Source organism: Limnohabitans sp. (genome assembly GCF_040401135.1).
In the GTDB taxonomy this organism is placed as follows: Bacteria; Pseudomonadota; Gammaproteobacteria; order Burkholderiales; family Burkholderiaceae_C; genus Limnohabitans.
The window spans coordinates 13,129-36,803 of record NZ_JBBAOV010000008.1 but is presented as its reverse complement, the minus strand read 5'-3'; the positions used below and the strand labels follow the sequence as shown (position 1 = coordinate 36,803).

Sequence of the window (23,675 nt, the reverse complement as noted above, 5' to 3'; positions counted from 1 at the left end):
TGGCTAAAAAAACCCTCTTTATCGCACCGCGCTGGCGTCTGCCACGGTCAATGCTGTCATGTTGACAATACGACGCACCGTGGTGCTCGCCGTCAAAATATGCACCGGTTTGGCGGCACCCAGCAACACGGGACCAATCGCAATGTTGCCGCCAGCCGCCGTTTTAAGCAGGTTGTAGGCAATGTTGGCCGAGTCCAAATTAGGCAAAACCAGCAAATTGGCATCGCCAATCAGGGTGGTGTCTGCCATTTGCGCTTCGCGGGCATGGCCATCGAGGGCCACGTCGCCGTGCATTTCGCCGTCAATTTCAAGCCAAGGTGCTTTTTGCTTCACCAAGGCCAAAGTTTCGCGCATCTTGATGGCCGAGGGCATGTCGCTGCTGCCAAAGTTGGAGTGCGAGAGCAAGGCGGCCTTGGGTTGAATACCAAAGCGACGCATTTCTTCAGCTGCCATCACCGTGATTTCGGCCAACTGCTCGGCCGTGGGGTCGTAGTTGATATGCGTGTCGACCAAGAACACTTGGCGGTCGGGCAGGATAAGGCCATTCATGGCGGCATACGTACTCACGCCCTTGCGGTTGCCGATCACTTCGTCCACATACTTCAAGTGGGTGAGCGGCGTGCTCCAAGTGCCGCAGATCAAGCCGTCTACCTCGCCTTTGTGCAACATCATGGTGCCAATGAGAGACAAACGACGACGCATGTCGATCTTGGCCAGCTGCTCGGTCACGCCTTTGCGCGACGTCATCTTGTAATAGGTTTGCCAAAAATCACGGTAACGGTGGTCTTGTTCCACGTTGACCACTTGATAGTCCACGCCCTCTTTCAAACGCAAGCCAAATTTCTCAATGCGCTGGGCAATCACAGCGGGGCGGCCAATCAATGTAGGCTGGGCCAAGCCTTCGTCAACCACAATTTGTACCGCACGCAGAACGCGCTCTTCTTCGCCCTCGGCAAAGCACACGCGCTTTTTGCTGGCACGCTTAGCAGCGGCGTAGATGGGTTTCATGATGGAGCCCGAGGCATACACAAAGCCTTGCAACTTTTCAATGTAGGCATCCATGTCTTGGATGGGGCGCGTGGCCACGCCACTGTCTGCGGCGGCTTTTGCCACGGCTGGGGCGATCTTCATCATCAAGCGCGGGTCGAAGGGCTTGGGAATTAGGTATTCAGGGCCAAAGGCCAAGGTCTCTCCCGCGTAGGCGGCTGCGACCACTTCGCTCTGCTCAGCTTGTGCCAATTCGGCAATGGCGTAAACCGCTGCAATTTCCATCTCGTCTGTGATGGTGGAGGCGCCTGCATCCAACGCGCCGCGGAAGATGTAGGGGAAGCACAGCACGTTGTTCACTTGGTTGTGATAGTCGCTGCGACCTGTGGCGATGATGGCGTCATCGCGCACGGCCTTGACTTCTTCGGGTGTGATTTCTGGATTGGGGTTGGCCAAGGCCATGATGATGGGATTGGCCGCCATCTTCTTGACCATCTCTGGCTTTAAAACACCGCCCGCGGACAGACCCAAAAACACATCAGCGCCTTCGATGACATCGTGCAAGGTGCGTGCAGCGGTGGCTTGTGCAAATTGAATTTTGTCTTCGTCCATTAACTCGGTGCGGCCCTCAAACACCACGCCGGCTAAGTCGGTCACGAAAATGTTTTTGCGAGGCATGCCCATTTTGAGCAACAAGCCCAAACAAGCCAACGCCGCTGCGCCCGCACCCGAGGTCACGAGCTTGACGGTTTTGATGTCTTTGCCAGCAACCTTGAGGCCGTTCAAAATAGCCGCGCCCACGGTAATGGCCGTGCCATGTTGGTCGTCGTGGAAGACGGGGATCTTCATGCGCTCGCGCAGTTTGCGCTCGACGTAAAAGCAATCAGGAGCCTTGATATCTTCAAGGTTGATGCCGCCAAAAGTAGGCTCGAGCGACGCAATGATGTCCACCAACTTGTCTAGGTTCTTCTCGTCAATTTCCAAGTCGAACACATCAATGCCGGCAAACTTCTTGAACAAAACGCCCTTGCCCTCCATCACAGGCTTAGACGCCAAGGGGCCAATGTCGCCCAAGCCCAGCACCGCTGTGCCGTTGGTGATGACCGCCACCAAGTTGCCACGGCTGGTGTACTTGAACGCGTTGTTGGGGTCTTTGACAATTTCTTCACATGGCGCAGCCACGCCGGGCGAATAAGCCAGCGCCAAATCGTGTTGGTTCACCAGCTGCTTGGTCGCTTGAATCGACACTTTTCCAGGGGTTGGAAACTCGTGGTACTCCAAGGCTGCACGGCGCAATTCGGCGCGCGCTTCTGGGCTGTTGTGTGAGGCGTTGGAACTCATTCAAATCTCCTGGTTGTGCAAAAGGCGGGGTGCTGACAAAAGCACGCCGCCTTAGTTTGTAGATTCATTTTAGGCTTGCGAATAGCCTGGGTTGTGCGTGGATGTGCGTAGGCACGTGGTGGTAGCTTTTGCTAAGGTGCGCTCACTACTTTACAAGCGCATCAAGGCTTCAATCTCATCTACTGAAACTGGCACACCTCTGCTAATAAGCTCGCAACCCTCAGCCGTGACGATGGCATCGTCCTCGATGCGAATGCCGATGTTCCAAAACGCTTCTGGCACATCGTCTGCGGGGCGCACATACAGGCCTGGCTCAATCGTCAGCGCCATGCCCTCAAGCAAGATGCGGCTGGGGCGGTTAACGATGGCCTCGCCCGACAACGGGTCTTTGCGTTCGCTGGTTTGTCCTAACTCGGTGGGCTCTACATAGCTGCCGCAATCATGCACATCCATGCCTATCCAGTGGCTGGTGCGGTGCATGTAAAACGGAAAGTAGGCGCGCTTTTCAGTCACGTCTTGTGCGCTGCCGTGTTTGGCTTTGCTCAATAAACCTAGATCTAACAAACCTTGCGCCAACACCTTGACGGAGGCGTCATGCGGATTTACAAAACGCGCACCTGGTTTGGTGGCTTCAACGGCTGCGTTTTGACTGGCTAACACCAAGTTGTAAAGGTCGCGCTGCGGGCCAGTGAACTTGCCATTGGCGGGGAAGGTGCGGGTGATGTCACTTGCATAACCGTCCAATTCGCAACCCGCATCAATCAACACCAACTGGCCGTCGCGAACCGGTGCAGCATCGGCGCGGTAGTGCAGAACACAGGCATTCGCGCCCGCCGCCACAATGGAGGTGTAGGCCGGAAACTGCGAGCCGTGCCTACGGAACTCGTGCAGCAACTCGGCTTCTAAGTGGTACTCGCGCACGTCTTGGCCCGCACGCAACATGCGCGCGCTGGTTTGCATGGCGCGGATGTGCGCTTGGGCGCTGATTTGCGCAGCGCGTCGCATCACATCTTGCTCATGCGCGTCTTTGATGAGGCGCATTTCGTCCAAGGGGCCACAGGCGTCTCGCTGCTGGGACGGGCACTGCGCACCCAAGCGCACGCGGGCGCGCACAGCATTGAGCCAGTCGGCCACACGCGTCTCCAGCCCTTTGTGTGTGGCGAAGGGATACCAAACCGTGTGTTGATTCTCCAGCAACTTGGGCAAGTGTTTGTCCAACTCGGACACTGACAGGGCGGAGGTCACACCCAGTGCTGACACGGCGGCATCGGGCCCCAAACGAAAGCCATCCCAAATTTCGCGCTCCAAGTCTTTGGGCTGGCAAAACACGGTGCTGCGCCCTGTGGCATCTAGCACCAACCAAGCGTTAGGTTCAGTGAAGCCAGTCAGGTAATAAAAGTAGCTGTCGTGACGGTAAGCAAAGCCGCTGTCGCGGTTACGCGCGTGCTCGGGTGCAGTGGGGATGATGGCCACGCCACCGTTACCTAACTGGGAAGCCAAATAGGCGCGGCGCGCGGCGTAAATATGGGCTTGTGGAATTGCTTCTGTCATGTCAAACCTTTTTTATTTAGGCGGCGTTGAGTTGCGCCAAACGCTCAGGCGTCCCGACATCGGTCCACGCGCCTGTGTAGAGCGACGCACTTACAGCACCATTGTCCATGGCGGCTCGCAGCATGGCGGCGAGTGGGGCTTTGACGCCTGCGGGGTTGCCGGATGGAATATCGCACCAGGCAGCTTCGAAAAATGCGCGTTTGTAAAGTGCAATGGTGCTGAAGGTGTAAAGCAGTTGCTGGCTGGCAGCGCCTGCGGTGGCAGCTTTTGAAAGCAAATCATCATGCGCCTGGGTAACCGCCTGCTGGGGTAAGTTAAGCGCCAGCCCATCCTGAGACAAACCAAAGTCGCCACCCAAATTGTGCTCAGGGTTAGGTACCAACCAAATGTGGGCGAGTTGGGGGCTCGCTTCAAAATGCTCATAGGCCTCTGGCGAGAACACAAAATCTGGCGCAAACACATCGCCTGCCGCGACCCAAAACACATCGGCCAATTGGGGCAGCGCGCGCACAATGCCGCCTGCTGTTTCCAATGCGCCCCCAAAGTCCAAGCCCTCTTGCGAGTAATGCAAGCGCATAGGCGCTCGGCCCTCTGCTTCAAACACGTCGCCAAAGTGTTGAGAGATTTGCTGGCCCAACCACGCGGTGTTGATAACCAAATCAGAAACACCGCTGCGCTGCAAACCTTGCATAACCCACTCCATGAGGGGTTGGCCGCGCACAGCTAGCAGCGGTTTCGGCGTGGTGTCGGTCAATGGGCGCATGCGCTCGCCGCGTCCTGCGGCCAAAAGCAAGGCGGTGGCCAAGGCCAATGGTTGCGCGGCGGGGTCTGAAATAAGGCGTTTTGTCATCACGTGTCAGTGTAGCTAGGCGCTCGCGGCGCTGGTGTGGGTCATGGCGATTACGCTTCTACACGCTGACTTTTTGCAAAGTCCTGAACCTCCTTGGGCGCGATGCGTCAGGCTCGCTAAAATCGTGGTTTTCCCTCATCACCCACCGGAGCCGCCTGACATGGCAAACACCCAACAAATGGCCAGCGCAATTCGCGCCTTGGCAATGGACGCTGTTCAACAAGCCAACTCCGGCCACCCCGGCGCGCCCATGGGCATGGCCGACATGGCCGTGGCATTGTGGGGCGACCACTTGCGTCATAACCCCAAGAACCCCCATTGGTTGAATCGGGACCGTTTTGTGCTGTCCAACGGACACGGCTCGATGTTGATTTACGCTTTGTTGCACCTCACCGGCTACGACTTGCCCATGGACGAGTTAAAAAACTTCCGCGTGCTGCACAGCAAAACTGCCGGCCACCCAGAAGTGGGCGTGACACCAGGCGTCGAAACAACGACCGGCCCCTTGGGGCAAGGCATCACGAACGCAGTGGGCATGGCATTGGCGGAAAAGCTGTTGGCATCTGAATTCAACCGCATCGATGGTGATGTGATCCACAACATCGTTGACCACCACACCTACGCCTTCATGGGCGACGGCTGTTTGATGGAAGGTATCAGCCACGAAGCGTGCTCTTTGGCAGGCGCTTGGAAGCTGAACAAACTCATTGCTTTGTACGACGACAACGGGATTTCCATCGACGGCCAAGTGGCCCCTTGGTTTGCCGACAACACGCCCGAGCGCTTCAAAGCCTACGGCTGGAACGTGATGGGCCCGATCGACGGACATGACGTCGCTGTTGTGAGCAACGCCATTGCATCAGCCAAGCGGAGCACTGACAAACCAACGCTGATCGTTTGCAAAACCAGCATCGGCAAAGGCAGCCCCAACCGCGCCGACACCGCCAAGGCCCACGGCGAACCTTTGGGCGCTGAAGAAATTGCCTTGACCCGCGCAGCCATCCATTGGACACACGCGCCGTTTGAGATGCCCAAACAGGTGTACGCCGATTGGAGCGCCGCAGCCAAAGGCAAACTCCAAGAAGCTGAATGGAAGACGGCGTTTGCCGCTTACAAAGCAGCTCATCCCGCCTTGGCCAAAGAGTTGCTGCGCCGCATGGCTGGCGAGTTGCCCAAGAACTTTGCCCAGACCGTGGTCGACACCGTCATTGGCGCCCACACCCAAGCCGAAACTGTAGCCAGCCGCAAAGCCAGCCAATTGGCTTTGGAGGCCTTCACCGCCGCCTTGCCCGAGCTCTTGGGTGGAAGCGCCGACTTAACAGGCTCTAACCTGACCAACACCAAATCTACCCCCAACCTGCGCTTTGACGCAGCAGGCCATGTGGTGAAAAACGAAGCCGGTGTCGGTGGCCGTCACATCAACTACGGCGTGCGCGAGTTTGGCATGGCCGCCATCATGAACGGCGTAGCTTTGCACGGTGGTTTCATTCCTTACGGCGGCACATTTCTGACGTTCAGCGACTACTCGCGCAACGCCATCCGCATGGCCGCGTTGATGAAGCAACGCATCATTCATGTGTTCACCCACGACTCGATTGGCTTGGGCGAAGATGGCCCAACACACCAGTCTATTGAGCATGCGGCTTCGTTGCGCTTAATTCCAAACCTCGATGTGTGGCGCCCCGCTGACACCGCTGAAACCGCTGTGGCTTGGGCTGTGGCTTTGCAAAACGCCAACCGCCCAACAGCGCTGTTGCTGAGCCGCCAAAACCTGCCTTACTTGCCAAAAGGCGAAGCCGTGCACAGCAAGGCTACCTTGGCCGCTGGCGACATCTCGGGCTTGGACGCCATCAACAAAGGTGCTTACGTGTTGGCCGAGCCAAGCGAAGTGGGCATGAAGAAGAAGGCGCAAGCCATCATCATGGCCACCGGCTCTGAAGTGCATTTGGCGATGAAGGCTCAGGCCTTGTTGGCCGAGCGCCAGATTGCGGTTCGTGTGGTGTCTGTGCCTAGCACCACCACCTTTGACCGTCAAAGCGTGGCCTATAAAGCGGCTGTGTTGCCCGCTGGCGTGCCCCGCATTGCGGTGGAAATGGGCTCGACCGATGGCTGGTGGAAATACGGCGTGTCTGCCGTGGTGGGCATTGACACCTACGGCGAATCTGCACCAGCACCTGTTTTATTCAAACACTTTGGCTTCACACCAGAAAACGTGGCCGACACGGTTCAAGCCGCCTTGCAAAAGCAGGCTTAAGCCAAACAAGTTTTTAACTTCCTCCTGAGACACTTCCATGACCATCAAATTAGGTATCAACGGTTTCGGCCGTATCGGTCGCTTGGCTTTGCGCGCTGCGCTGAAGCACGGCTACACCGATATCCAAATCGTCGGCATCAATGACCCCAAATCTTCTGACTACTTGGCTTACATGCTCAAGTACGACAGCGTGCACGGACGATTTGATGGCACGGTGGAGCACACCGAAGATGCGCTTATCGTCAATGGAAAGAAAATCAAACTCTCCCATGAGCGCGACGCACACAACCTCCAATGGGGCGCCATGGGCGTAGACATCGTGCTCGAATGCACGGGTCACTATCTGACCGAGCCCACCAGCCAAATGCACATCGCGGCAGGCGCTAAAAAGGTGGTCATTTCTGCGCCCTCCAAAGACACCATCCCCATGTTTGTGTACGGTGTGAACCACAAAAAATACGCAGGTGAAACCATCGTGTCTAACGCGTCCTGCACCACCAACTGTTTGGCCCCCGTGGTCAAAGTGTTGAACGACAAGTGGGGCATCAAGCGCGGTTTGATGACCACCGTGCATGCAGCCACGGCCAGTCAAGCCACAGTGGATAGCTCGTCCCGCAAAGACTGGCGCGGCGGCCGAGGTATTTTAGAAAACATCATCCCGTCCAGCACGGGTGCTGCTAAGGCCGTGGGCGTGGTGATTCCAGAAATCAAGGGCAAGATCACGGGTATGGCGTTTCGTGTGCCCACGTCCGACGTGTCCGTGATTGACCTGACTGTGGAGTTGATCAACGAAGCCAGTTACGCCGAGATTTGTGCCGAAATGAAAGCACAAAGCGAAGGCGCGATGAAGGGCGTGCTGGGCTACACCGACGAAAAAGTGGTGTCCACCGATTTCCGAGGCGAATCATGCGCATCTGTGTTCGACGCTACAGCTGGCATCGCCTTGGACAAGACGTTTGTCAAAATTGTGGCGTGGTATGACAACGAATGGGGCTATGCCAAGCAGTGCCTTGAGATGGTTCGCGTGGTGGCTAAGAAGAAATAATTTTCTATGCGTTGTGCCAAAAGCGCCTTAGGGCGCTTTTTTTACGCTTGTTCATTGTAAAAAAAATACATCAATTCTCTTTAAATCATGTAATAAAGTTTCATAGAATTAAGCCACTTTAGGAGACTGACATGACCATCAAAATTGGCATCAACGGCTTTGGCCGCATCGGACGCATGGTGTTTCGCGCCGCCATTCAAAATTTCCATGACATCGAAGTCGTGGCCATTAACGACTTGCTAGAGCCCGATTACTTGGCTTACATGCTCAAGTTCGACAGCGTTCACGGCCGATTCCAAGGCGAGGTGTCCGTGGTCAGCGGCCAACTAGTGGTGAACGGCAAACAAATTCGACTCACCCAAGAGCGCGACCCAGCGGCTTTAAAGTGGCACGAGATCGGTGCAGACGTGGTGGTTGAAGCCACGGGTTTGTTCCTAGACCAAGCCACCGCTGAAAAGCACTTGGCTGCAGGCGCCAAGAAAGTGTTGCTATCCGCGCCATCCAAAGACGACACACCCATGTTTGTGTACGGCGTGAACCACGCCAGCTACGCGGGCCAGGCCATCATCTCGAACGCCTCATGCACCACCAACTGCTTGGCCCCCATTGCCAAAGTGTTGAACGACAAGTGGGGCATCAAGCGCGGACTGATGACCACCGTGCATGCCACCACCGCCACACAGAAAACCGTGGACAGCCCAAGCAACAAAGACTGGCGCGGAGGACGCGGCATTTTGGAAAACATCATTCCGTCCAGCACGGGCGCCGCCAAAGCTGTGGGCGAGGTGATTCCAAGCATCAAAGGCAAACTCACAGGCATGGCGTTTCGCGTGCCCACCTCTGACGTGTCCGTGATTGACCTGACTGTGGAGTTGATCAACGAAGCCAGTTACGCCGAGATTTGTGCCGAAATGAAAGCACAAAGCGAAGGCGCGATGAAGGGCGTGCTGGGCTACACCGAAGACAAAGTGGTGTCCACCGACTTCCGTGGCGAGCCTTGCACCTCGGTGTTTGACGCGGGTGCTGGTTTGGCGCTGGACAGCACCTTCGTCAAAATCGTCAGCTGGTATGACAACGAGTGGGGCTACTCAAACAAGTGTTTGGAGATGGTGCGCGTCCTCGCCAAATAACACCAACAGACCCAAGACCACGAATACCGCCGCGCTGATGCGGTGCACCCAAGGGAGAGGCACCAGTTGCGTGATACGTTCGCCAAACCACACCACTGGCGCGTTGGCCAACATCATGCCCAAGGTGGTACCCATCACCACCCATAGCCACGATTGGTATTCTGCCGCCAGCATCACAGTAGCAATTTGCGTTTTGTCGCCCATTTCTGCCAAGAAAAATGCCACAACAGTTGTGCCAAACACGCCGAATTTAGGTGCCACATTGGCATCGTTCTCGTCCAACTTGTCGGGCACCAGCATCCATACGGCCATGGCCAAGAACGACACACCTAGCACCCAACGCAAAACGGTTGGGCCCATGAAACTGGTCACCCATGTCCCAAAGCCACCGGCCAAGGCATGGTTGGCCAAAGTCGCCACCAAAATGCCCCACACGATAGGCCAAGGTTTGCGAAAACGAGCGGCGAGTACGAGCGATAAAAGTTGCGTCTTGTCGCCCATTTCGGCGAGGGCGACGATGCCCGTTGAGATCAGAAATGCTTCCATGGGTTTATCCTAATGGCTTTGCCTTTCGACCTTCAATTTGATTTGGTGCATTTTTTGCTTAATTCTGGTGTCATACAAATAAATGGTGCACGGCCGCACCAAATAAGTTCATTTTCCAAGGATTAGATTTATGGATGCACACAAACAGGGCGCAGATGCTTTGTTCATTCTGCTAGGCGCCATCATGGTGCTTGCCATGCATGCGGGTTTCGCATTTTTAGAACTGGGCACCGTTCGCCGCAAAAACCAAGTCAATGCTCTGGTCAAAATTTTGGTGGACTTTTGTGTGTCGGCGCTCGCCTACTTTGTGGTGGGTTACGGCGTGGCATACGGTGCAAGCTTCATGATCGGTGCGGAGTCGTTGGCTGCGAAAAATGGCTATGAACTGGTCAAGTTCTTTTTCTTACTTACATTTGCTGCCGCTATTCCCGCCATCATTTCGGGCGGCATTGCAGAACGCGCAAAATTTTGGCCCCAGCTGATTGCGACTGCTGTGATTGTTGGTTTTGTCTACCCTTTCTTTGAGGGGATCGCATGGAACCAACATTTCGGTTTTCAAGCCTGGCTCAAAGAAGTAACAGGTGATGAGTTTCACGATTTTGCGGGCTCGGTAGTGGTGCATGCCCTGGGCGGCTGGATTGCTTTGCCTGCCGTGCTGCTGCTGGGCGCTCGTAGCAACCGTTACCGCAAAGACGGTGCGATTTCTGCACATCCACCATCCAGCATTCCCTTCCTTGCCTTGGGCGCATGGATTTTGATCGTGGGCTGGTTTGGCTTTAACGTCATGAGCGCACAAACCCTAGACAAAATTTCTGGCCTCGTTGCCGTGAACTCTTTGATGGCCATGGTGGGGGGTACTTTGGTGGCCCTGATTGCCGGCCGCAATGATCCAGGCTTTGTGCACAACGGCCCCTTGGCTGGTTTGGTGGCGGTGTGCGCGGGCTCTGACTTGATGCACCCCATGGGTGCGCTGGTGGTCGGCGCCGTGGCAGGTGGTATTTTTGTGGTGATGTTCACGCTCACACAAAACAAGTGGCGCATTGACGACGTGCTTGGCGTGTGGCCGCTGCATGGTTTGTGCGGTACTTGGGGCGGCATTGCCGCTGGTATTTTTGGCTCCCAGGCTCTCGGTGGCCTTGGCGGCATCAACTTAATGGCCCAATTGGCCGGCACCTTGCTAGGTGTGGCGTGGGCATTATTGGGTGGTTTTGTGGTTTATGGCGTGCTCAAAATGACCATGGGTTTGCGCATGAGCCAAGAAGAAGAGTTTGAAGGGGCCGATCTAACCATTCACAGAATCACGTCATCCCCCGATCGCGAAGCTAGCTGGTAAGCCACATCAAGTGTGGTTTTTCGGGCATGAGTTGCCCTAAATACAGGTAAACGCTTGGATATTTACTTAACTTGTGCTCCATAATATTTTAGACTTTCTAAATGCACGTCATTTAAAGGGTCGTGTTTGGTGATCGGTCAGTTTCGGTTCGGGACTCCATCGCTTTGTTTATGTGTTTTAAGGAGTCCCATTCATGGGCAACAAACTGTACGTCGGCAATTTGCCATATCAAGTGCGCGATAGCGATCTCGAGCAGTCATTTGGACAGTTCGGCACGGTGACCAGCGCGAAAGTCATGATGGAGCGCGAAACAGGTCGCTCCAAAGGTTTTGGTTTTGTCGAGATGGGCAGCGATGCCGAAGCTCTGGCGGCCGTTGAAGGCATGAATGGCGCGCCTTTGGGTGGTCGTAATTTGGTTGTGAACGAAGCACGGCCCATGGAAGCACGCCCTCCTCGCTCTGGCGGTTTTGGCGGTGGCGGTGGTGGTGGCGGCTACGGTGGCGGCGGTGGCCGTGAAGGCGGCGGTGGCGGCTATGGTGGCGGACGTGAAGGTGGCGGCGGCGGTGGCGGCGGCTTTCGCAGTCCTTACGGCGGTGGTGGTGGTGGTGGCCGTGATGGCGGCGGCGGGCGTCGTGAAGGCGGCGGCGGTGGCGGCGGCCGAGGCGACGGTGGTGGTCGTGGCGGTTTTGGTGGCGGCAATAGCTACTGATCGACGCGCTTCACTGCAAATCAAAAGGCTCCCGCGGGAGCCTTTTTCATTTCATTTCTTTTCTTTGTCTTGCCGTGGTGGCAGTGTGCCGCGCACACGTCCCGTCAGCTGAATGACTTGTGCCAAGTTGTCATAGGACAGCCCATCGCCCGTAAAACGATTGCCTGCACCTTGCACGAGAACCACGGGTAAGTGCGAGCGCACTTCTTCGGTGTTAGAAAACAAATGCAAAAAATCGCTTTGAAGTTCTGTGCGCGGAACCGATGTGCCTTGTTTATTGGTGGTGGCTTCGCGTACAACCACCGCTTTTTCAAACAGCTGCGCCTCTGACCCGTCGGCATTGATCAAACCGCGCTTTGCAACCGCCGTTGTAAGACGTCCGTCCGTGTTGAGGATGCGGATGCGCGGCTCGTCAATCTCTAGGGTGTCCGTATCAGGAAAATGCCGGCCTTCCTTTCCCACCACCTCACTTTTGAGCCTGCCATCAGCACCAAAGACTTTGACCGAAAAATCGTGCATGAAGTAATCAGGCACATGTCGCGGGGCGAGCTCAGATGTCGCCTCTGGTATCACCGGGGCATTGCGAAGCAACCAATACGTGGTCATGGCCATCAGCCCCATCAATAAGATGGGCAAATAAGCCGCAAAACGATCTAACCATCGCCGAAGTTTTGTCCACAAATTCAAGCCCTCGGCTGCACTCATACACGATAGCTTTGTAAGAGTTCGGCATAGCGACCGCAAGCCATTAGCAATAAATCGCAGAACTCACGGGCTGCGCCATTGCCGCCTTCGCGCTGGGTCACGTAATGTGCAATAGCTTTCACTTCGATATGTGCATTGCTGGGCGCACAGGCAAACGCGGCCCTCGTCATCACGGCTATGTCGGGCCAGTCGTCGCCCATATGGGCGGCCTGTGACCAATCAAGGCCTAGTTCGTTGAGTATTTCTTGTGCCGCCGGTGCTTTATCTTCGGTACCGTATCGTGCATGGTTAATACCCAACGCTTTGAGGCGCACACGCAAAGGCTCACTGTCGCGACCGGTGATGACTGCGGGGGTGATGCCTGCTTTTTGCAACATCTTCAAGCCATGTCCATCAAGGGTGCTAAAGCGTTTGATGGTTTCGCCATCTTCTGTGAATAACAAGCCACCATCGGTGAGCACACCGTCCACATCGAAAAAAACCACGCGTACGCCTTGTGCTTTGTGCAGCAACGCGGGATCAAAGTTCAAGGTCTGGTTCTGCATCAAATAACTTTCGCACGCATCAAGTCGTTGGTATTGATGGCACCGTTCAATGTGCCTTGCTCATCCACCACAAGCACGCTGGTGATGCGGTACAGCTCCATCAGTTCTGCCGCTTCGGCTGCCAAGGCGCTGGCACGCACGGTGCGAGGACTGGCATGCATGACCTGCTGCGCCGTGAGTTGTCGCATGTCCGTGCCGGTTTCGATCAAGCGGCGCAGGTCACCATCGGTGAAGATGCCCAGCACTTTTTGGTTCATATCCACAACGGCGGATGCGCCCAAGCCTTTGGCGCTCATCTCACGCATCAAGTCGCTAAAGCTGGCTGTTAGCAACACGCTGGGCACCTCGTTGCCACTGCGCATGACATCGCTGACATGCGTCAGCAGTCGACGGCCCAATGAGCCTCCTGGATGTGAACGTGCAAAGTCTTCGGCCTTGAAACCACGTGCATCAAGCAAGGCAACGGCCAAGGCGTCTCCCATCGCCATTTGTGCGGTGGTGCTGGCCGTTGGGGCAAGGTTGAGTGGGCATGCTTCTTTCAGCACGCCCGTGTTGAGCACGATGTCCGCATGACTGGCCAGCGTGGATTGCGCGCCGCCGGTAAGCGCCACCAAAGGCACGCCTTGGCGCTTGAGAACAGGCAAGATAGCAGCGAGTTCGTCACTTTCACCGCTGTTGGAAATTGCTATTACCAGGTCGGTGTCTTTGACCATACCTAGGTCGCCATGACTGGCTTCGGCGGGATGCACAAAGATAGCGGGTGTGCCCGTTGAGGCAAGAGTGGCCGTAATCTTGCGGCCTACATGGCCACTTTTTCCCATGCCCATTACCACCACGCGACCTGTGACTTTGAGAATTGCATGCACCGCTTGCACAAAACTTGGTGACAAACCGTTGCGCAAGTGACGCACAGCGTCCGCTTCGATTTCTAAAGTCTCGTGGGCCAGTTGCAAAATGCGCTGGTCGTCCACCTGCGCAGCAGCGCTGGCGGTATGAGCTTGGTTTTGAGTCATTTGTTCATTTTATCGGTGGTGCTGGCTTATTTGCCAATGCAAAAGCTAGAGAAAATCACACCCAGCAAATCGTCAGACGAAAACTCGCCCGTGATGGTGTTGAGGGCGTTTTGACTCAAGCGCAATTCTTCAGCCAACAAGTCAAGGGCTGGCACTTGGGCTTGCAGGCTAGCGTTGGCTTGCATCAAGTGCTCGTCGACCTCGAGCAACGCTTGCACATGACGTTCGCGGGCCATAAACATACCCTCGGCACTGCCGCCCTGCCAGCCCACCATCTGCAACAGTTGTTGTCGCAGGGCTGGCAGACCATCGCCGGTTTTGGCGGACAAAGTGAGGTGGGTTGTTTCGTTTGTGTTGCCCTGCCCAACTGAAAGGGCTGTGGATTTTTTACTAGTCGTCCTTGTAGGTGTTGTTAGGCTGCATGCATCGGCTTTATTCCACAGGTGCAACACAGGCACATGGCTGTCGAGTTTTTGTTTCAGAGTCTTTTCAATTTGCGCGTCGGCGGCGGCATAGGCAGCATCGTCTTTGCGTGTGAGGTCATGCAAGAGCAGCACTGCGTCGGCCTGCCCAATTTGGTTCCACGCGCGGGCAATTCCGATGCGCTCTACTTCGTCCACATCGGGGTGATCGCGCAAGCCTGCCGTATCCACCACATGCAGGGGCACGCCCTCAATCTGAATGGTTTGTTGCACCACATCTCTTGTCGTACCCGCAATGGACGTGACGATGGCTAGCTCTGCGCCTGCTAATGCATTGAGCAACGAGCTTTTGCCTGCATTAGGCTGACCCGCTATGACCACGCGAATACCCTCCCGCAATAGCGCGCCCTGCTTGGTTTGCGCCATCACGCGTGCGAGATTTTGCTGCAAACGATCCAGTTGACCTTGCGCGTCGGCTTGCTTTAAAAAGTCGATGTCTTCTTCAGGAAAATCCAGCGTTGCTTCGACCAACATGCGCAAGTGAATCAATGAATCGCGCAGTTGATGAATTTCATTTGAAAAAGCACCGGCCAATGATCGACTTGCACCACGTGCCGCCGCTTCGGTACTCGCATCGATCAAATCTGCTACGGCTTCAGCTTGAGCCAAATCGAGTTTGTGGTTCAAGAACGCACGCTGCGTAAACTCGCCCGGTTGCGCCAACCGCAAGCCACTGAGCAGTGGTTTGTGGTGTTCGCTCCCCACAGCCGCCACACTTAGGCACCGCGCCACGATGAGTTGCAGCACCACTGGCCCTCCGTGGGCTTGCAACTCCAATACGTCTTCGCCTGTGTAGCTGTTGGGGCCCGGAAAGTGAAGGGCTAGCACATGATCGATAGGGGCGCCTGTTTCATCTAACAGCGGTAAGTAAGAAGCTTCGCGCGGTTTGAGGGGCCGGCCACACAAAGCGACGACCAAGTTGCCTAAGCTTTTACCGCTGACGCGCACAATGCCCACGGCACCACGACCGGGGGCTGTGGCGATGGCAATGATGGGTGCGTCTTGAAGAGTTAGCATGATTTGATTGTCCAGAAAAAAACCCGCCATCCAAGGGTGGCGGGTTTTGTTTGACCATATTTCTAAATTAAAACTTGGGCAAGTTGAATTGAGGTGGTACGCCCATGCGCACGTTGATGAGCCATTGCTGCGCAATTGATAACACGTTGTTGGTGATCCAGTAGAGCACCAAACCCGCAGGGAAGAAGAAGAACATCACGCTGAAGGCCAGCGGCATGATCCACATCAACTTGGCTTGCATCGGGTCGGGTGGAGCCGGGTTCAATGCGGTTTGCAACATGGTAGTCAGCGTCATGACCAAAGGCAAAATGAAGAAAGGATCGGGTGCAGACAAGTCGTGAATCCAACCCACCCATGGTGCATTGCGAATTTCAACGGTAGACAACAACACCCAATACAAGGCAATGAACACAGGAATTTGAAGCGCAATAGGAACGCAACCGCCCATGGGGTTGACTTTTTCCTCGCGGTACATTTTCATCATCTCAGTTTGCATTTGCTGTGGGTTATCTTTGAGACGCTCACGCATGTCCATGATTTTTGGATTGATGGCTTTCATCTTGGCCATGCTTTTGTAAGCGTGTGCGTTCAACCAATAAAAAGCCGCTTTTAGCAACACCACCAACGCCACGATTGACCAGCCCCAGTTGTTCAAGATCTTGAAGAGTTGGTCCAACAACCAAAACAATGGCTTGGCCAGAATAGTCAACCAGCCATAGTCTTTAACCAAATCCAAGCCTGGATAGAGCGCTTCTAGTTTCTTTTCTTCTTGTGGGCCTGCAAAAAGTTTGGCAGTCACGCTTTGTGTTTGGCCTGGTTTGATGACGTCCAAAGGAGCAATCAAGGTGGCGCGGTAGCAGCAGTCGGCCATGTTAGAACCAATGTCCACAGCATCCATTGAAATGTTGCGGCTCATGCCATCAGGCAGAATCCAGGCGCTTGCAAAGTAATGCTGCACCATAGCGATGTAGCCCGTTGTGGATTGTTTTTCAATCTCAACTTTTTTCTTCTTAATGTCAGCGAACTCCACCTTTTGGTATTTCTGTGCTTCGGTGTACACCGCCGGGCCCGTGAAAGTGGAATAAAAGGACGACTCACCGGCCAGTTTGTTGCCGTCTCGCACCAACTGGAAATACAACTGTGGCATCAAGTCTTGCTGACCCATATTCACGATGTCGTGCTTGACCACCATGTCATAGGCGCCACGTTTGATGGTGTAGGTTTTGACCAATTTCACACCGCCCAGAACGGGTGAGTCAAAGGTGATGTTGAGCTCGTCAGTGCCTTGTTTTAGCTTGCGAACTCCAGGACGTACGTTCATGAGCGTCTTGTGCGTGGGCAAGGCCACGTTTGCGACACTTGAAATTAAACCCGTTTGAGCGGTGTAGATTCGGTCTTTGCTGTCATCCAGCAAGACAATATTGCTGCCGGGTTTGTGCTCATCCGCGTGGTTCAACAACTCAACGCGCACCAAGGTGCCGCCTTCTGTGTCAAAGCTGAGCTTGGCCACATCAGTTTCGACTTGAATCCACTCTTTGGTGGGTGAGCGTGTTTCAACGACGGGCACAACCGCTGTTGTACCTGGTGGCAAAACTGCCGCCGGCACTCCCGCTGCCTGAGGCGCTGCAGATCTCGCATCCGCTTCAACTTTGGCGGGTAGAGCAGGTGTTGGGAAAAATGTAGCTTTGTTCCCGTTGTGAACTTGCCATTGGTCCCACAAAAGAACCATAGAGAAACCAAAGATCACCCACAAAATGGTGCGGCGAATGTCATTCATGAAGTTTTCTTTCCTGAGGTGGAAGAGGTCAAAGCGTTAAACAAAGCAGCGGGCACAGGATCATGCCCACCGGCGCACCAGGGATGGCAACGGGCTAACCGGCGTAAGGTTAAGTAGCTTCCCTTTGTTGCGCCATGAAGTTCTAAAGCTTGAAGTGAATACACAGAACATGTGGGTTCAAAGCGACACGACGAACCAAGCCAAGGGCTTAGCAGCAGCCGATAACCCCGCACCAATGTCATTAATACAGTCTGCATCATGCAGCGCTTACTTTGTTAAACAATTGTTTCAGTTCTTCACGAACTGTTTTTTTGAGCAAGTCTGAAGACGCGCTGACAAACTTTTGCGGGTGAAAAGTGGCTCGTAATCGAACTACATAAGCGGTAGGCGCTAAGGCGTTTTCAAATTCTCGCGATACCGCATGAATTTGTCGGCGAATCAGATTGCGCGTAACCGCATGCTTGGCCCATCGTTTAGGGGTAAGTGCACCCAACATCAGCACGCCGTCAATAAACAAAGACGGCCTTTCTGGAAGCTCAGAATCTAATGACACTTTGGCTACGGGTTGCCACTGGTGCAGCACGAAGTGCGGTGTTCGGGCTATAGATTCTGCAGACATAACCGCCTTAAAATCTGACCACTGTTTCAGACGTTCCACGGCGCTCGGGTCGCGGGTCTGGTTGCCGGTCAAAAATTAGACAGCCAGACGTTTACGCCCTTTGGCGCGACGCGCATTGATTACAGCGCGGCCACCGCGTGTTTTCATGCGAACCAAAAAGCCGTGAGTACGGGCGCGACGGGTTTTAGATGGCTGGTAAGTGCGTTTCATGATGTTTCCAAAAAACTATGCCCTGAGAGATCAGGGAAACCAATGATTATCTCAAATTTTTGTTCAGCTTCGGCAAAAGACTTACAAATATCTGCGTCCTGTGGATAATTTTTTGATAAAGTGCTCTATTGCTCACCTTTTAAAGGTGGCTATCCACAGAAAAATATCTCATGAATCAGGGCTTGCCTTTCTCTGCCGTTGACGGCCTAAATACCCCTTCGGGTGAAGGCTTGTGGCAGGCTTGCGTTGATCAATTGGCACAAGAGTTGCCAGAACAACAGTTCAATACATGGATCAAGCCGCTTGTTGTGAACGTGGCTGATGACTTCAGCAAGGTTATTATTTTTGTCGGCAATCGATTCAAATTAGACTGGATTCGCGCTCAATATGCCAATCGTATGGCTGGCTTGCTTCAACAACTACATGGTCAACCTATTCTGGTTGAGTTAGCGATCACTCCCAAAGAATCGCCTGTTAGGAGTAAACCTATCTCATTCTCTCAAGAGCTTGAGTCCTTGCCAGAAAGTTTTGTGGGCCTTGAAGAGGGCATACCTAGTGGGCCCCGTACACGCCTTAACACCGCCCTGACTTTTGATTCTTTGGTTGAGGGTACGGCAAACCGAATGGCACGCGCAGCGGCAATGCATGTCGGCACAATGCCAGGGCAACTTTATAACCCCTTGTTCATCTACGGCGGCGTTGGTTTAGGCAAAACGCATTTGATGCACGCCGTTGGTAACAGGCTACTGTCAGAGCGGCCAGATGCCAAAGTTCTCTACATCCATGCGGAACAATTTGTTTCGGATGTGGTTAAAGCGTATCAGCGTAAAACTTTTGATGAGTTCAAAGAGCGTTATCACTCTCTTGATCTGCTTTTGATCGATGATGTTCAGTTCTTTGCTAACAAAGAGCGGACTCAGGAAGAGTTTTTCAACGCATTTGAGGCGCTGCTGGCCAAAAAGTCTCACATCATCATGACGAGTGATACCTATCCTAAGGGTCTTACCGATATTCATGAACGTCTGGTATCTCGCTTTGATGCTGGTTTAACCGTGGCCATTGAGCCACCAGAACTCGAAATGCGGGTTGCGATTTTGATCAGTAAGTCACGCGCTGAAGGATCTGAAATGCCAGAAGAGGTGGCTTTTTTCGTGGCCAAGAACGTAAGGTCTAACGTGCGGGAACTTGAAGGAGCGCTACGTAAAATCTTGGCTTATTCACGCTTCAACCAAAAAGAAATTTCAATTCAACTGGCACGTGATGCCCTGCGCGACCTGCTTTCTATTCAAAATCGTCAGATTTCCGTAGAGAACATCCAAAAAACTGTCGCTGACTATTACAAGATCAAAGTAGCAGACATGTACTCCAAGAAGCGTCCTGCATCGATTGCAAGGCCACGGCAAATCGCTATGTATCTAGCCAAAGAGCTCACACAAAAGAGCCTTCCGGAGATCGGTGAGCTGTTTGGTGGCCGTGATCACACCACGGTTCTACATGCGGTACGCAAAATTACTGCGGAGCGACAGCAGATGGCTGATTTAAACCAACAATTGCATGTCCTAGAACAAACACTCAAAGGCTAAAAAACAAACTTAACAACTTTGGGGATAGTTTCTGGATAACACCAGAGTTATCCACAGAAAAGTAGAAAGCCAGAAGTTGTCCACATTTGAATGACAGCAAAAACCAAGCTTACCAACATCTTCGTCGCGGCTACAAGTACTTGAAAAAAAAGAGGAAAATGCTGTTGTCCACAGAAAGATGCTTTGCTTATCTACTACTACTACTTTAAATAAAGAAAACAAGAGGAAGAGATGATCGTACTGAAAGCAACACAAGACAAGGTTTTGTCAGTTCTGCAGTCTGTTGCAGGTATCGTAGAACGTCGCCATACATTGCCAATCTTGGCAAATGTGTTGATTCGAAAAACAGATAGTTTTTTGCAACTAACTACCAGCGATTTAGAAATTCAAATTCGTACTACCGCTGAATTAGGGGGTGATGCAGGTAACTTCACCACTACAGTGGGTGCGCGCAAGTTGATTGACATTTTGCGCACTATGCCCGCAGATCAAACCGTGAGTTTGGAATCGAACCAAAATAAATTAATTCTGAAAGGCGGTAAAAGTCGTTTTACTTTACAAAGCTTACCTGCAGAAGATTTTCCGTTGGTTCAAGAAGCTGCTAATTTTGGGCCCTCTTTTAGTGTTCCTCAAAAGACTTTGAAAGAGTTGTTGCACCAGGTTTCATTTGCTATGGCGGTGCACGATATTCGTTATTACCTGAACGGTATTTTGTTTGTAGCTGAAGGTAAGCAACTCAGCTTAGTTGCTACAGACGGCCATCGCTTAGCTTTCTCTTCGGCCACACTTGATGTTGAGGTTCCTCGTCAAGAAGTCATATTGCCCCGCAAAACAGTTCTGGAAATGCAGCGTTTGTTGAGCGATAAAGAAGGCGCCATTGAAATGCAGTTTGCTGGCAATCAGGCAAAATTTACTTTTGATGGCATGGAATTCGTGACCAAGTTAGTGGAAGGTAAGTTCCCAGATTACAACCGTGTGATTCCAAAGAATCACAAAAACACCATCACCATGGGTCGCACCGCATTGTTGGCCACCCTTCAGCGCACAGCAATTTTGACCAGCGAAAAATTTAAAGGTGTTCGCCTTAATTTGGAGCCAGGTGTGTTGCGCGTAGCATCAAACAATGCTGAACAAGAAGAAGCTGTTGACGAGCTTGAAATTGACTACAACGGCGACGCTATTGAAATTGGTTTTAATGTTACTTACCTCATTGATGCTTTGACTAATATGGATCAGGAGATGGTTCAAGTTGATTTGGCTGATTCCAATAGTTCAGCGCTCATTACTATTCCAGATAACACCACCTTCAAATATGTGGTGATGCCAATGCGTATTTAACGCTTTGCTTTTTCTCTTTTTTTTCCTGATTGAAATCGTGGGAAACTTTTTTCCCTCGTACGATAACTTGCTATGACTGAACCGATACAAATGCCTGAAACATCATTAACACTTCCTGCAGGCGAAGGCTATGGTGAAGGGTCAATTCAAATTCTAGAAGGATTAGAAGCTGTCCGTAAGCGTCCCGGCATGTACATCGGTGATACATCGGATGGTTCAGGTTTGCATCATTTAGTTTTTGAGGTCGTTGACAATTCTATCGATGAAGCCTTAGCAGGGCACTGTGATGACATCGTTGTGACCATTCATAGCGATAACTCCATTAGCGTTACTGACAACGGTCGTGGCATTCCTACTGGCGTGAAGATGGATGATAAGCATGAGCCCAAGCGAAGTGCCGCTGAGATTGCGTTAACTGAGCTACATGCGGGCGGTAAGTTCAATCAAAACAGCTATAAAGTTTCTGGTGGCCTGCATGGTGTGGGTGTGTCTTGCGTTAACGCGCTTTCTAAATCATTGAGATTAGTTGTGCGACGTGATGGCAAGGTGCACACACTTGAGTTTTCCAGAGGTTTTGTTCAGAACCGATTGATCGAAGTGGTTAATGGTGTTGAAGTTTCTCCCATGCGCGTAACTGGAACAACCGAAAAACGCGGCACCGAAGTTCATTTTTTGCCCGACACAGAAATCTTCACTCAGAACACAGATTTTCACTATGAAATTTTAAGCAAACGTTTGCGTGAGCTTAGCTTTTTGAACAATGGTGTCCGTATTCGTTTGATCGACGAACGCACAGGTAAAGAAGATGATTTTTCCGGCGCTGGTGGTGTAAAGGGTTTTGTTGACTTCATCAATTCAGGAAAAAAAGTCTTGCACCCCAACGCTTTCTACTCGGAAGGGGAGCGTCCTGCTGAGACCTATGGTGGTATTCCAGGGACACACATTGGCGTCGAAGTGGCTATGCAATGGAATGATGGATACAACGAAAACGTGCTTTGTTTTACCAACAACATTCCTCAACGTGACGGCGGGACTCATCTGACAGGCCTGCGTGCGGCCATGACACGCGTCATCAACAAGTACATCGAAGAAAACGACTTTGCTAAAAAAGCCAAAGTCGAGGTCACGGGTGACGATATGCGAGAAGGCTTGTGCTGTGTGTTGTCGGTAAAAGTGCCAGAACCAAAGTTCAGCAGCCAAACGAAAGACAAATTAGTTTCGAGTGAGGTGCGTGCACCCGTTGAAGACATCGTGGCCAAAACATTGACCGACTATTTGCAAGAACGCCCTAATGATGCCAAGATTATTTGCGGCAAGATTGTGGATGCAGCACGCGCCCGTGAGGCAGCTCGTAAGGCCCGAGAAATGACGCGCCGCAAAGGTGTGCTCGACGGTATGGGCTTACCCGGTAAGTTGGCCGATTGCCAAGAAAAAGACCCAGCCCTTTGTGAAATTTATATCGTTGAGGGTGACTCCGCCGGCGGCTCAGCCAAACAAGGTCGCGATCGTAAATTTCAAGCTATTTTGCCCTTACGTGGCAAGATCTTGAACGTTGAAAAAGCGCGCTATGAAAAATTGCTCACTAGCAATGAAATTTTGACGCTAATCACAGCTTTAGGAACGGGCATTGGTAAGGTTAGCGCTGAATCAGGTAAAGCCGCAAGCGATGACTTCAATGTTGAAAAGCTCCGTTATCACCGCATCATCATCATGACTGACGCGGACGTTGACGGAGCCCATATTCGAACCTTGTTGCTCACTTTCTTTTATCGTCAAATGCCAGAGTTGGTTGAGCGCGGTCACATCTACATTGCTCAACCTCCTTTGTACAAGGTAAAAGCCGGCAAGGAAGAGTTGTATCTCAAAGACGCGTCGGCGCTTGATGGTTTCCTTCTGCGCATTGCTATGAAAGACGCCAGTATCACAACAGGTGGTGCCAGCGCTCAAGTTTTGAGTGGTGATACTTTGAACGAGTTAGCCCGCAAACACCAAGTAGCAGAAGCTGTCATTTCTCGTTTGAGTGGCTTTATGGATGCCGAGGCATTACGTGCCATGGCTGATGGCGTGTCGGTGAACCTTGACACCGTGGCAGATGCTGAAGTATCTGCGGCAGCTATGCAAGAAAAATTGCGCGAACTTGGTAGTGGTTCAGAAGCCACGGGTGAGTTTGATGTGCGCACTGACAAACCTATTTTGCGCATTAGCCGTCGCCATCACGGCAACGTCAAGAGTAGTGTGATTAGTCAAGACTTTGTTCACGGTGCTGATTACGCAGCCTTGGCCGAGGCTGCCTTGACTTTTCGTGATCTGGTGGGTGAGGGCTCAAAGGTGCATCGCGGCGAAGGTGAGAAAGCCAAAGAAGAAAAAGTGTCTGACTTTCGCCAAGCTATGAAGTGGCTGATTGGGCAAGCCGAAAATGCCACGGCGCGTCAACGTTACAAGGGCCTGGGCGAGATGAACCCTGCGCAACTTTGGGAAACCACCATGGACCCTACGGTACGACGTTTGTTGCGCGTGCAAATTGACGACGCTATTGAAGCGGATCGTGTCTTTACCATGCTGATGGGCGACGAGGTCGAGCCCCGCCGCAACTTCATTGAAAGCAACGCCCTGCGCGCCGCTAACATCGATATTTAATCG

Annotated in this window: 20 protein-coding genes; 8 read left to right on the top strand and 12 right to left on the bottom strand. The window is 52.9% G+C overall.

Going from position 1 to position 23,675, the window contains the following annotated elements:
• Positions 1-18: 18 nt before the first annotated feature.
• The 3 genes from ABWP81_RS03820 to ABWP81_RS03810 form a co-directional block, all read right to left on the bottom strand.
• A complete protein-coding gene (locus tag ABWP81_RS03820; protein WP_353139617.1) occupies positions 19-2,328 on the bottom strand; it encodes an NADP-dependent malic enzyme in 2,310 nt (769 codons plus the stop codon).
• Positions 2,329-2,478: 150 nt separating this feature from the next.
• The gene (locus ABWP81_RS03815; RefSeq protein ID WP_353139614.1) at positions 2,479-3,879 is read right to left on the bottom strand and encodes an aminopeptidase P N-terminal domain-containing protein; all 1,401 of its coding nucleotides are present in this window, start codon (positions 3,877-3,879) and stop codon (positions 2,479-2,481) included.
• A gap of 16 nt (positions 3,880-3,895) precedes the next feature.
• Entirely contained in the window at positions 3,896-4,729 is an 834-nt protein-coding gene (locus ABWP81_RS03810) for a sugar phosphate nucleotidyltransferase (RefSeq protein ID WP_353139611.1), read from the bottom strand.
• Positions 4,730-4,889: 160 nt separating this feature from the next.
• On the opposite strand from ABWP81_RS03810, the gene tkt reads away from it, so the two are divergent.
• From tkt to gap (ABWP81_RS03795), 3 genes are all read left to right on the top strand, one after another.
• On the top strand, positions 4,890-6,983 hold the full coding sequence (gene tkt, locus ABWP81_RS03805; protein WP_353139608.1) for a transketolase: 2,094 nt from the start codon (positions 4,890-4,892) through the stop codon (positions 6,981-6,983).
• A gap of 37 nt (positions 6,984-7,020) precedes the next feature.
• Positions 7,021-8,028, top strand: coding sequence for a type I glyceraldehyde-3-phosphate dehydrogenase (gene gap, locus ABWP81_RS03800; RefSeq protein ID WP_353132221.1), 1,008 nt, complete (start codon positions 7,021-7,023; stop codon positions 8,026-8,028).
• A gap of 131 nt (positions 8,029-8,159) precedes the next feature.
• Positions 8,160-9,158, top strand: a complete 999-nt coding sequence (gene gap, locus ABWP81_RS03795; protein WP_353139605.1) for a type I glyceraldehyde-3-phosphate dehydrogenase — start codon at positions 8,160-8,162, stop codon at positions 9,156-9,158.
• On the opposite strand, the gene ABWP81_RS03790 is transcribed toward gap (ABWP81_RS03795), so the two are convergent.
• Positions 9,117-9,704, bottom strand: coding sequence for a TMEM165/GDT1 family protein (locus tag ABWP81_RS03790; RefSeq protein WP_353132225.1), 588 nt, complete (start codon positions 9,702-9,704; stop codon positions 9,117-9,119). The two genes, gap (ABWP81_RS03795) and ABWP81_RS03790, sit on opposite strands and share 42 nt — an antisense overlap.
• A gap of 130 nt (positions 9,705-9,834) precedes the next feature.
• Here ABWP81_RS03790 and ABWP81_RS03785 point away from each other — a divergent pair, with 130 nt between their 5' ends.
• Together ABWP81_RS03785 and rbp are read left to right on the top strand one after the other, a co-directional pair.
• A complete protein-coding gene (locus ABWP81_RS03785; RefSeq protein ID WP_353132227.1) occupies positions 9,835-11,037 on the top strand; it encodes an ammonium transporter in 1,203 nt (400 codons plus the stop codon).
• 193 nt (positions 11,038-11,230) lie between these two features.
• Positions 11,231-11,746 (top strand): RNA-binding regulator, encoded by a 516-nt coding sequence (gene rbp, locus ABWP81_RS03780; protein ID WP_353139602.1) that lies wholly within the window; start codon positions 11,231-11,233, stop codon positions 11,744-11,746.
• A 51-nt stretch (positions 11,747-11,797) separates the two neighbouring features.
• Here rbp and lptC read toward each other — a convergent pair whose 3' ends face one another.
• The 8 genes from lptC to rpmH all read right to left on the bottom strand — a co-directional run bounded on the left by lptC (position 11,798) and on the right by rpmH (position 18,114).
• Positions 11,798-12,451, bottom strand: a complete 654-nt coding sequence (gene lptC, locus ABWP81_RS03775) for an LPS export ABC transporter periplasmic protein LptC (RefSeq protein ID WP_353139599.1) — start codon at positions 12,449-12,451, stop codon at positions 11,798-11,800.
• Positions 12,448-12,996, bottom strand: coding sequence for a KdsC family phosphatase (locus tag ABWP81_RS03770; RefSeq protein ID WP_353132233.1), 549 nt, complete (start codon positions 12,994-12,996; stop codon positions 12,448-12,450). The genes lptC and ABWP81_RS03770 overlap by 4 nt, the downstream gene beginning before the upstream one ends.
• Positions 12,996-14,009 carry a KpsF/GutQ family sugar-phosphate isomerase gene (locus ABWP81_RS03765; RefSeq protein WP_353139596.1) on the bottom strand — a complete coding sequence of 338 codons (1,014 nt, stop codon included), beginning with the start codon at positions 14,007-14,009 and terminating at the stop codon, positions 12,996-12,998. The genes ABWP81_RS03770 and ABWP81_RS03765 overlap by 1 nt, the downstream gene beginning before the upstream one ends.
• A 26-nt stretch (positions 14,010-14,035) precedes the next feature.
• Positions 14,036-15,508 carry a tRNA uridine-5-carboxymethylaminomethyl(34) synthesis GTPase MnmE gene (mnmE, locus tag ABWP81_RS03760; RefSeq protein ID WP_353139593.1) on the bottom strand — a complete coding sequence of 491 codons (1,473 nt, stop codon included), beginning with the start codon at positions 15,506-15,508 and terminating at the stop codon, positions 14,036-14,038.
• A gap of 67 nt (positions 15,509-15,575) precedes the next feature.
• Positions 15,576-17,285 carry a membrane protein insertase YidC gene (yidC, locus tag ABWP81_RS03755; protein WP_353139590.1) on the bottom strand — a complete coding sequence of 570 codons (1,710 nt, stop codon included), beginning with the start codon at positions 17,283-17,285 and terminating at the stop codon, positions 15,576-15,578.
• A complete protein-coding gene (yidD, locus tag ABWP81_RS03750; RefSeq protein WP_353139587.1) occupies positions 17,282-17,545 on the bottom strand; it encodes a membrane protein insertion efficiency factor YidD in 264 nt (87 codons plus the stop codon). Before yidD ends, yidC begins: the two co-directional genes overlap by 4 nt.
• A complete protein-coding gene (locus tag ABWP81_RS03745) occupies positions 17,542-17,943 on the bottom strand; it encodes a ribonuclease P protein component (RefSeq protein WP_353139584.1) in 402 nt (133 codons plus the stop codon). Before ABWP81_RS03745 ends, yidD begins: the two co-directional genes overlap by 4 nt.
• 36 nt (positions 17,944-17,979) lie before the next feature.
• Positions 17,980-18,114 (bottom strand): 50S ribosomal protein L34, encoded by a 135-nt coding sequence (gene rpmH / locus ABWP81_RS03740; protein ID WP_005798102.1) that lies wholly within the window; start codon positions 18,112-18,114, stop codon positions 17,980-17,982.
• Positions 18,115-18,284: 170 nt separating this feature from the next.
• Here rpmH and dnaA point away from each other — a divergent pair, with 170 nt between their 5' ends.
• The 3 genes from dnaA (at position 18,285) to gyrB (ending at position 23,672) form a co-directional block, all read left to right on the top strand.
• Positions 18,285-19,697 carry a chromosomal replication initiator protein DnaA gene (gene dnaA / locus ABWP81_RS03735; protein WP_353139581.1) on the top strand — a complete coding sequence of 471 codons (1,413 nt, stop codon included), beginning with the start codon at positions 18,285-18,287 and terminating at the stop codon, positions 19,695-19,697.
• A 231-nt stretch (positions 19,698-19,928) separates the two neighbouring features.
• A complete protein-coding gene (gene dnaN, locus ABWP81_RS03730; RefSeq protein WP_353132253.1) occupies positions 19,929-21,035 on the top strand; it encodes a DNA polymerase III subunit beta in 1,107 nt (368 codons plus the stop codon).
• Between the two features lie 72 nt (positions 21,036-21,107).
• On the top strand, positions 21,108-23,672 hold the full coding sequence (gyrB, locus tag ABWP81_RS03725) for a DNA topoisomerase (ATP-hydrolyzing) subunit B (RefSeq protein ID WP_353139578.1): 2,565 nt from the start codon (positions 21,108-21,110) through the stop codon (positions 23,670-23,672).
• The last annotated feature ends 3 nt before the right edge of the window (positions 23,673-23,675 follow it).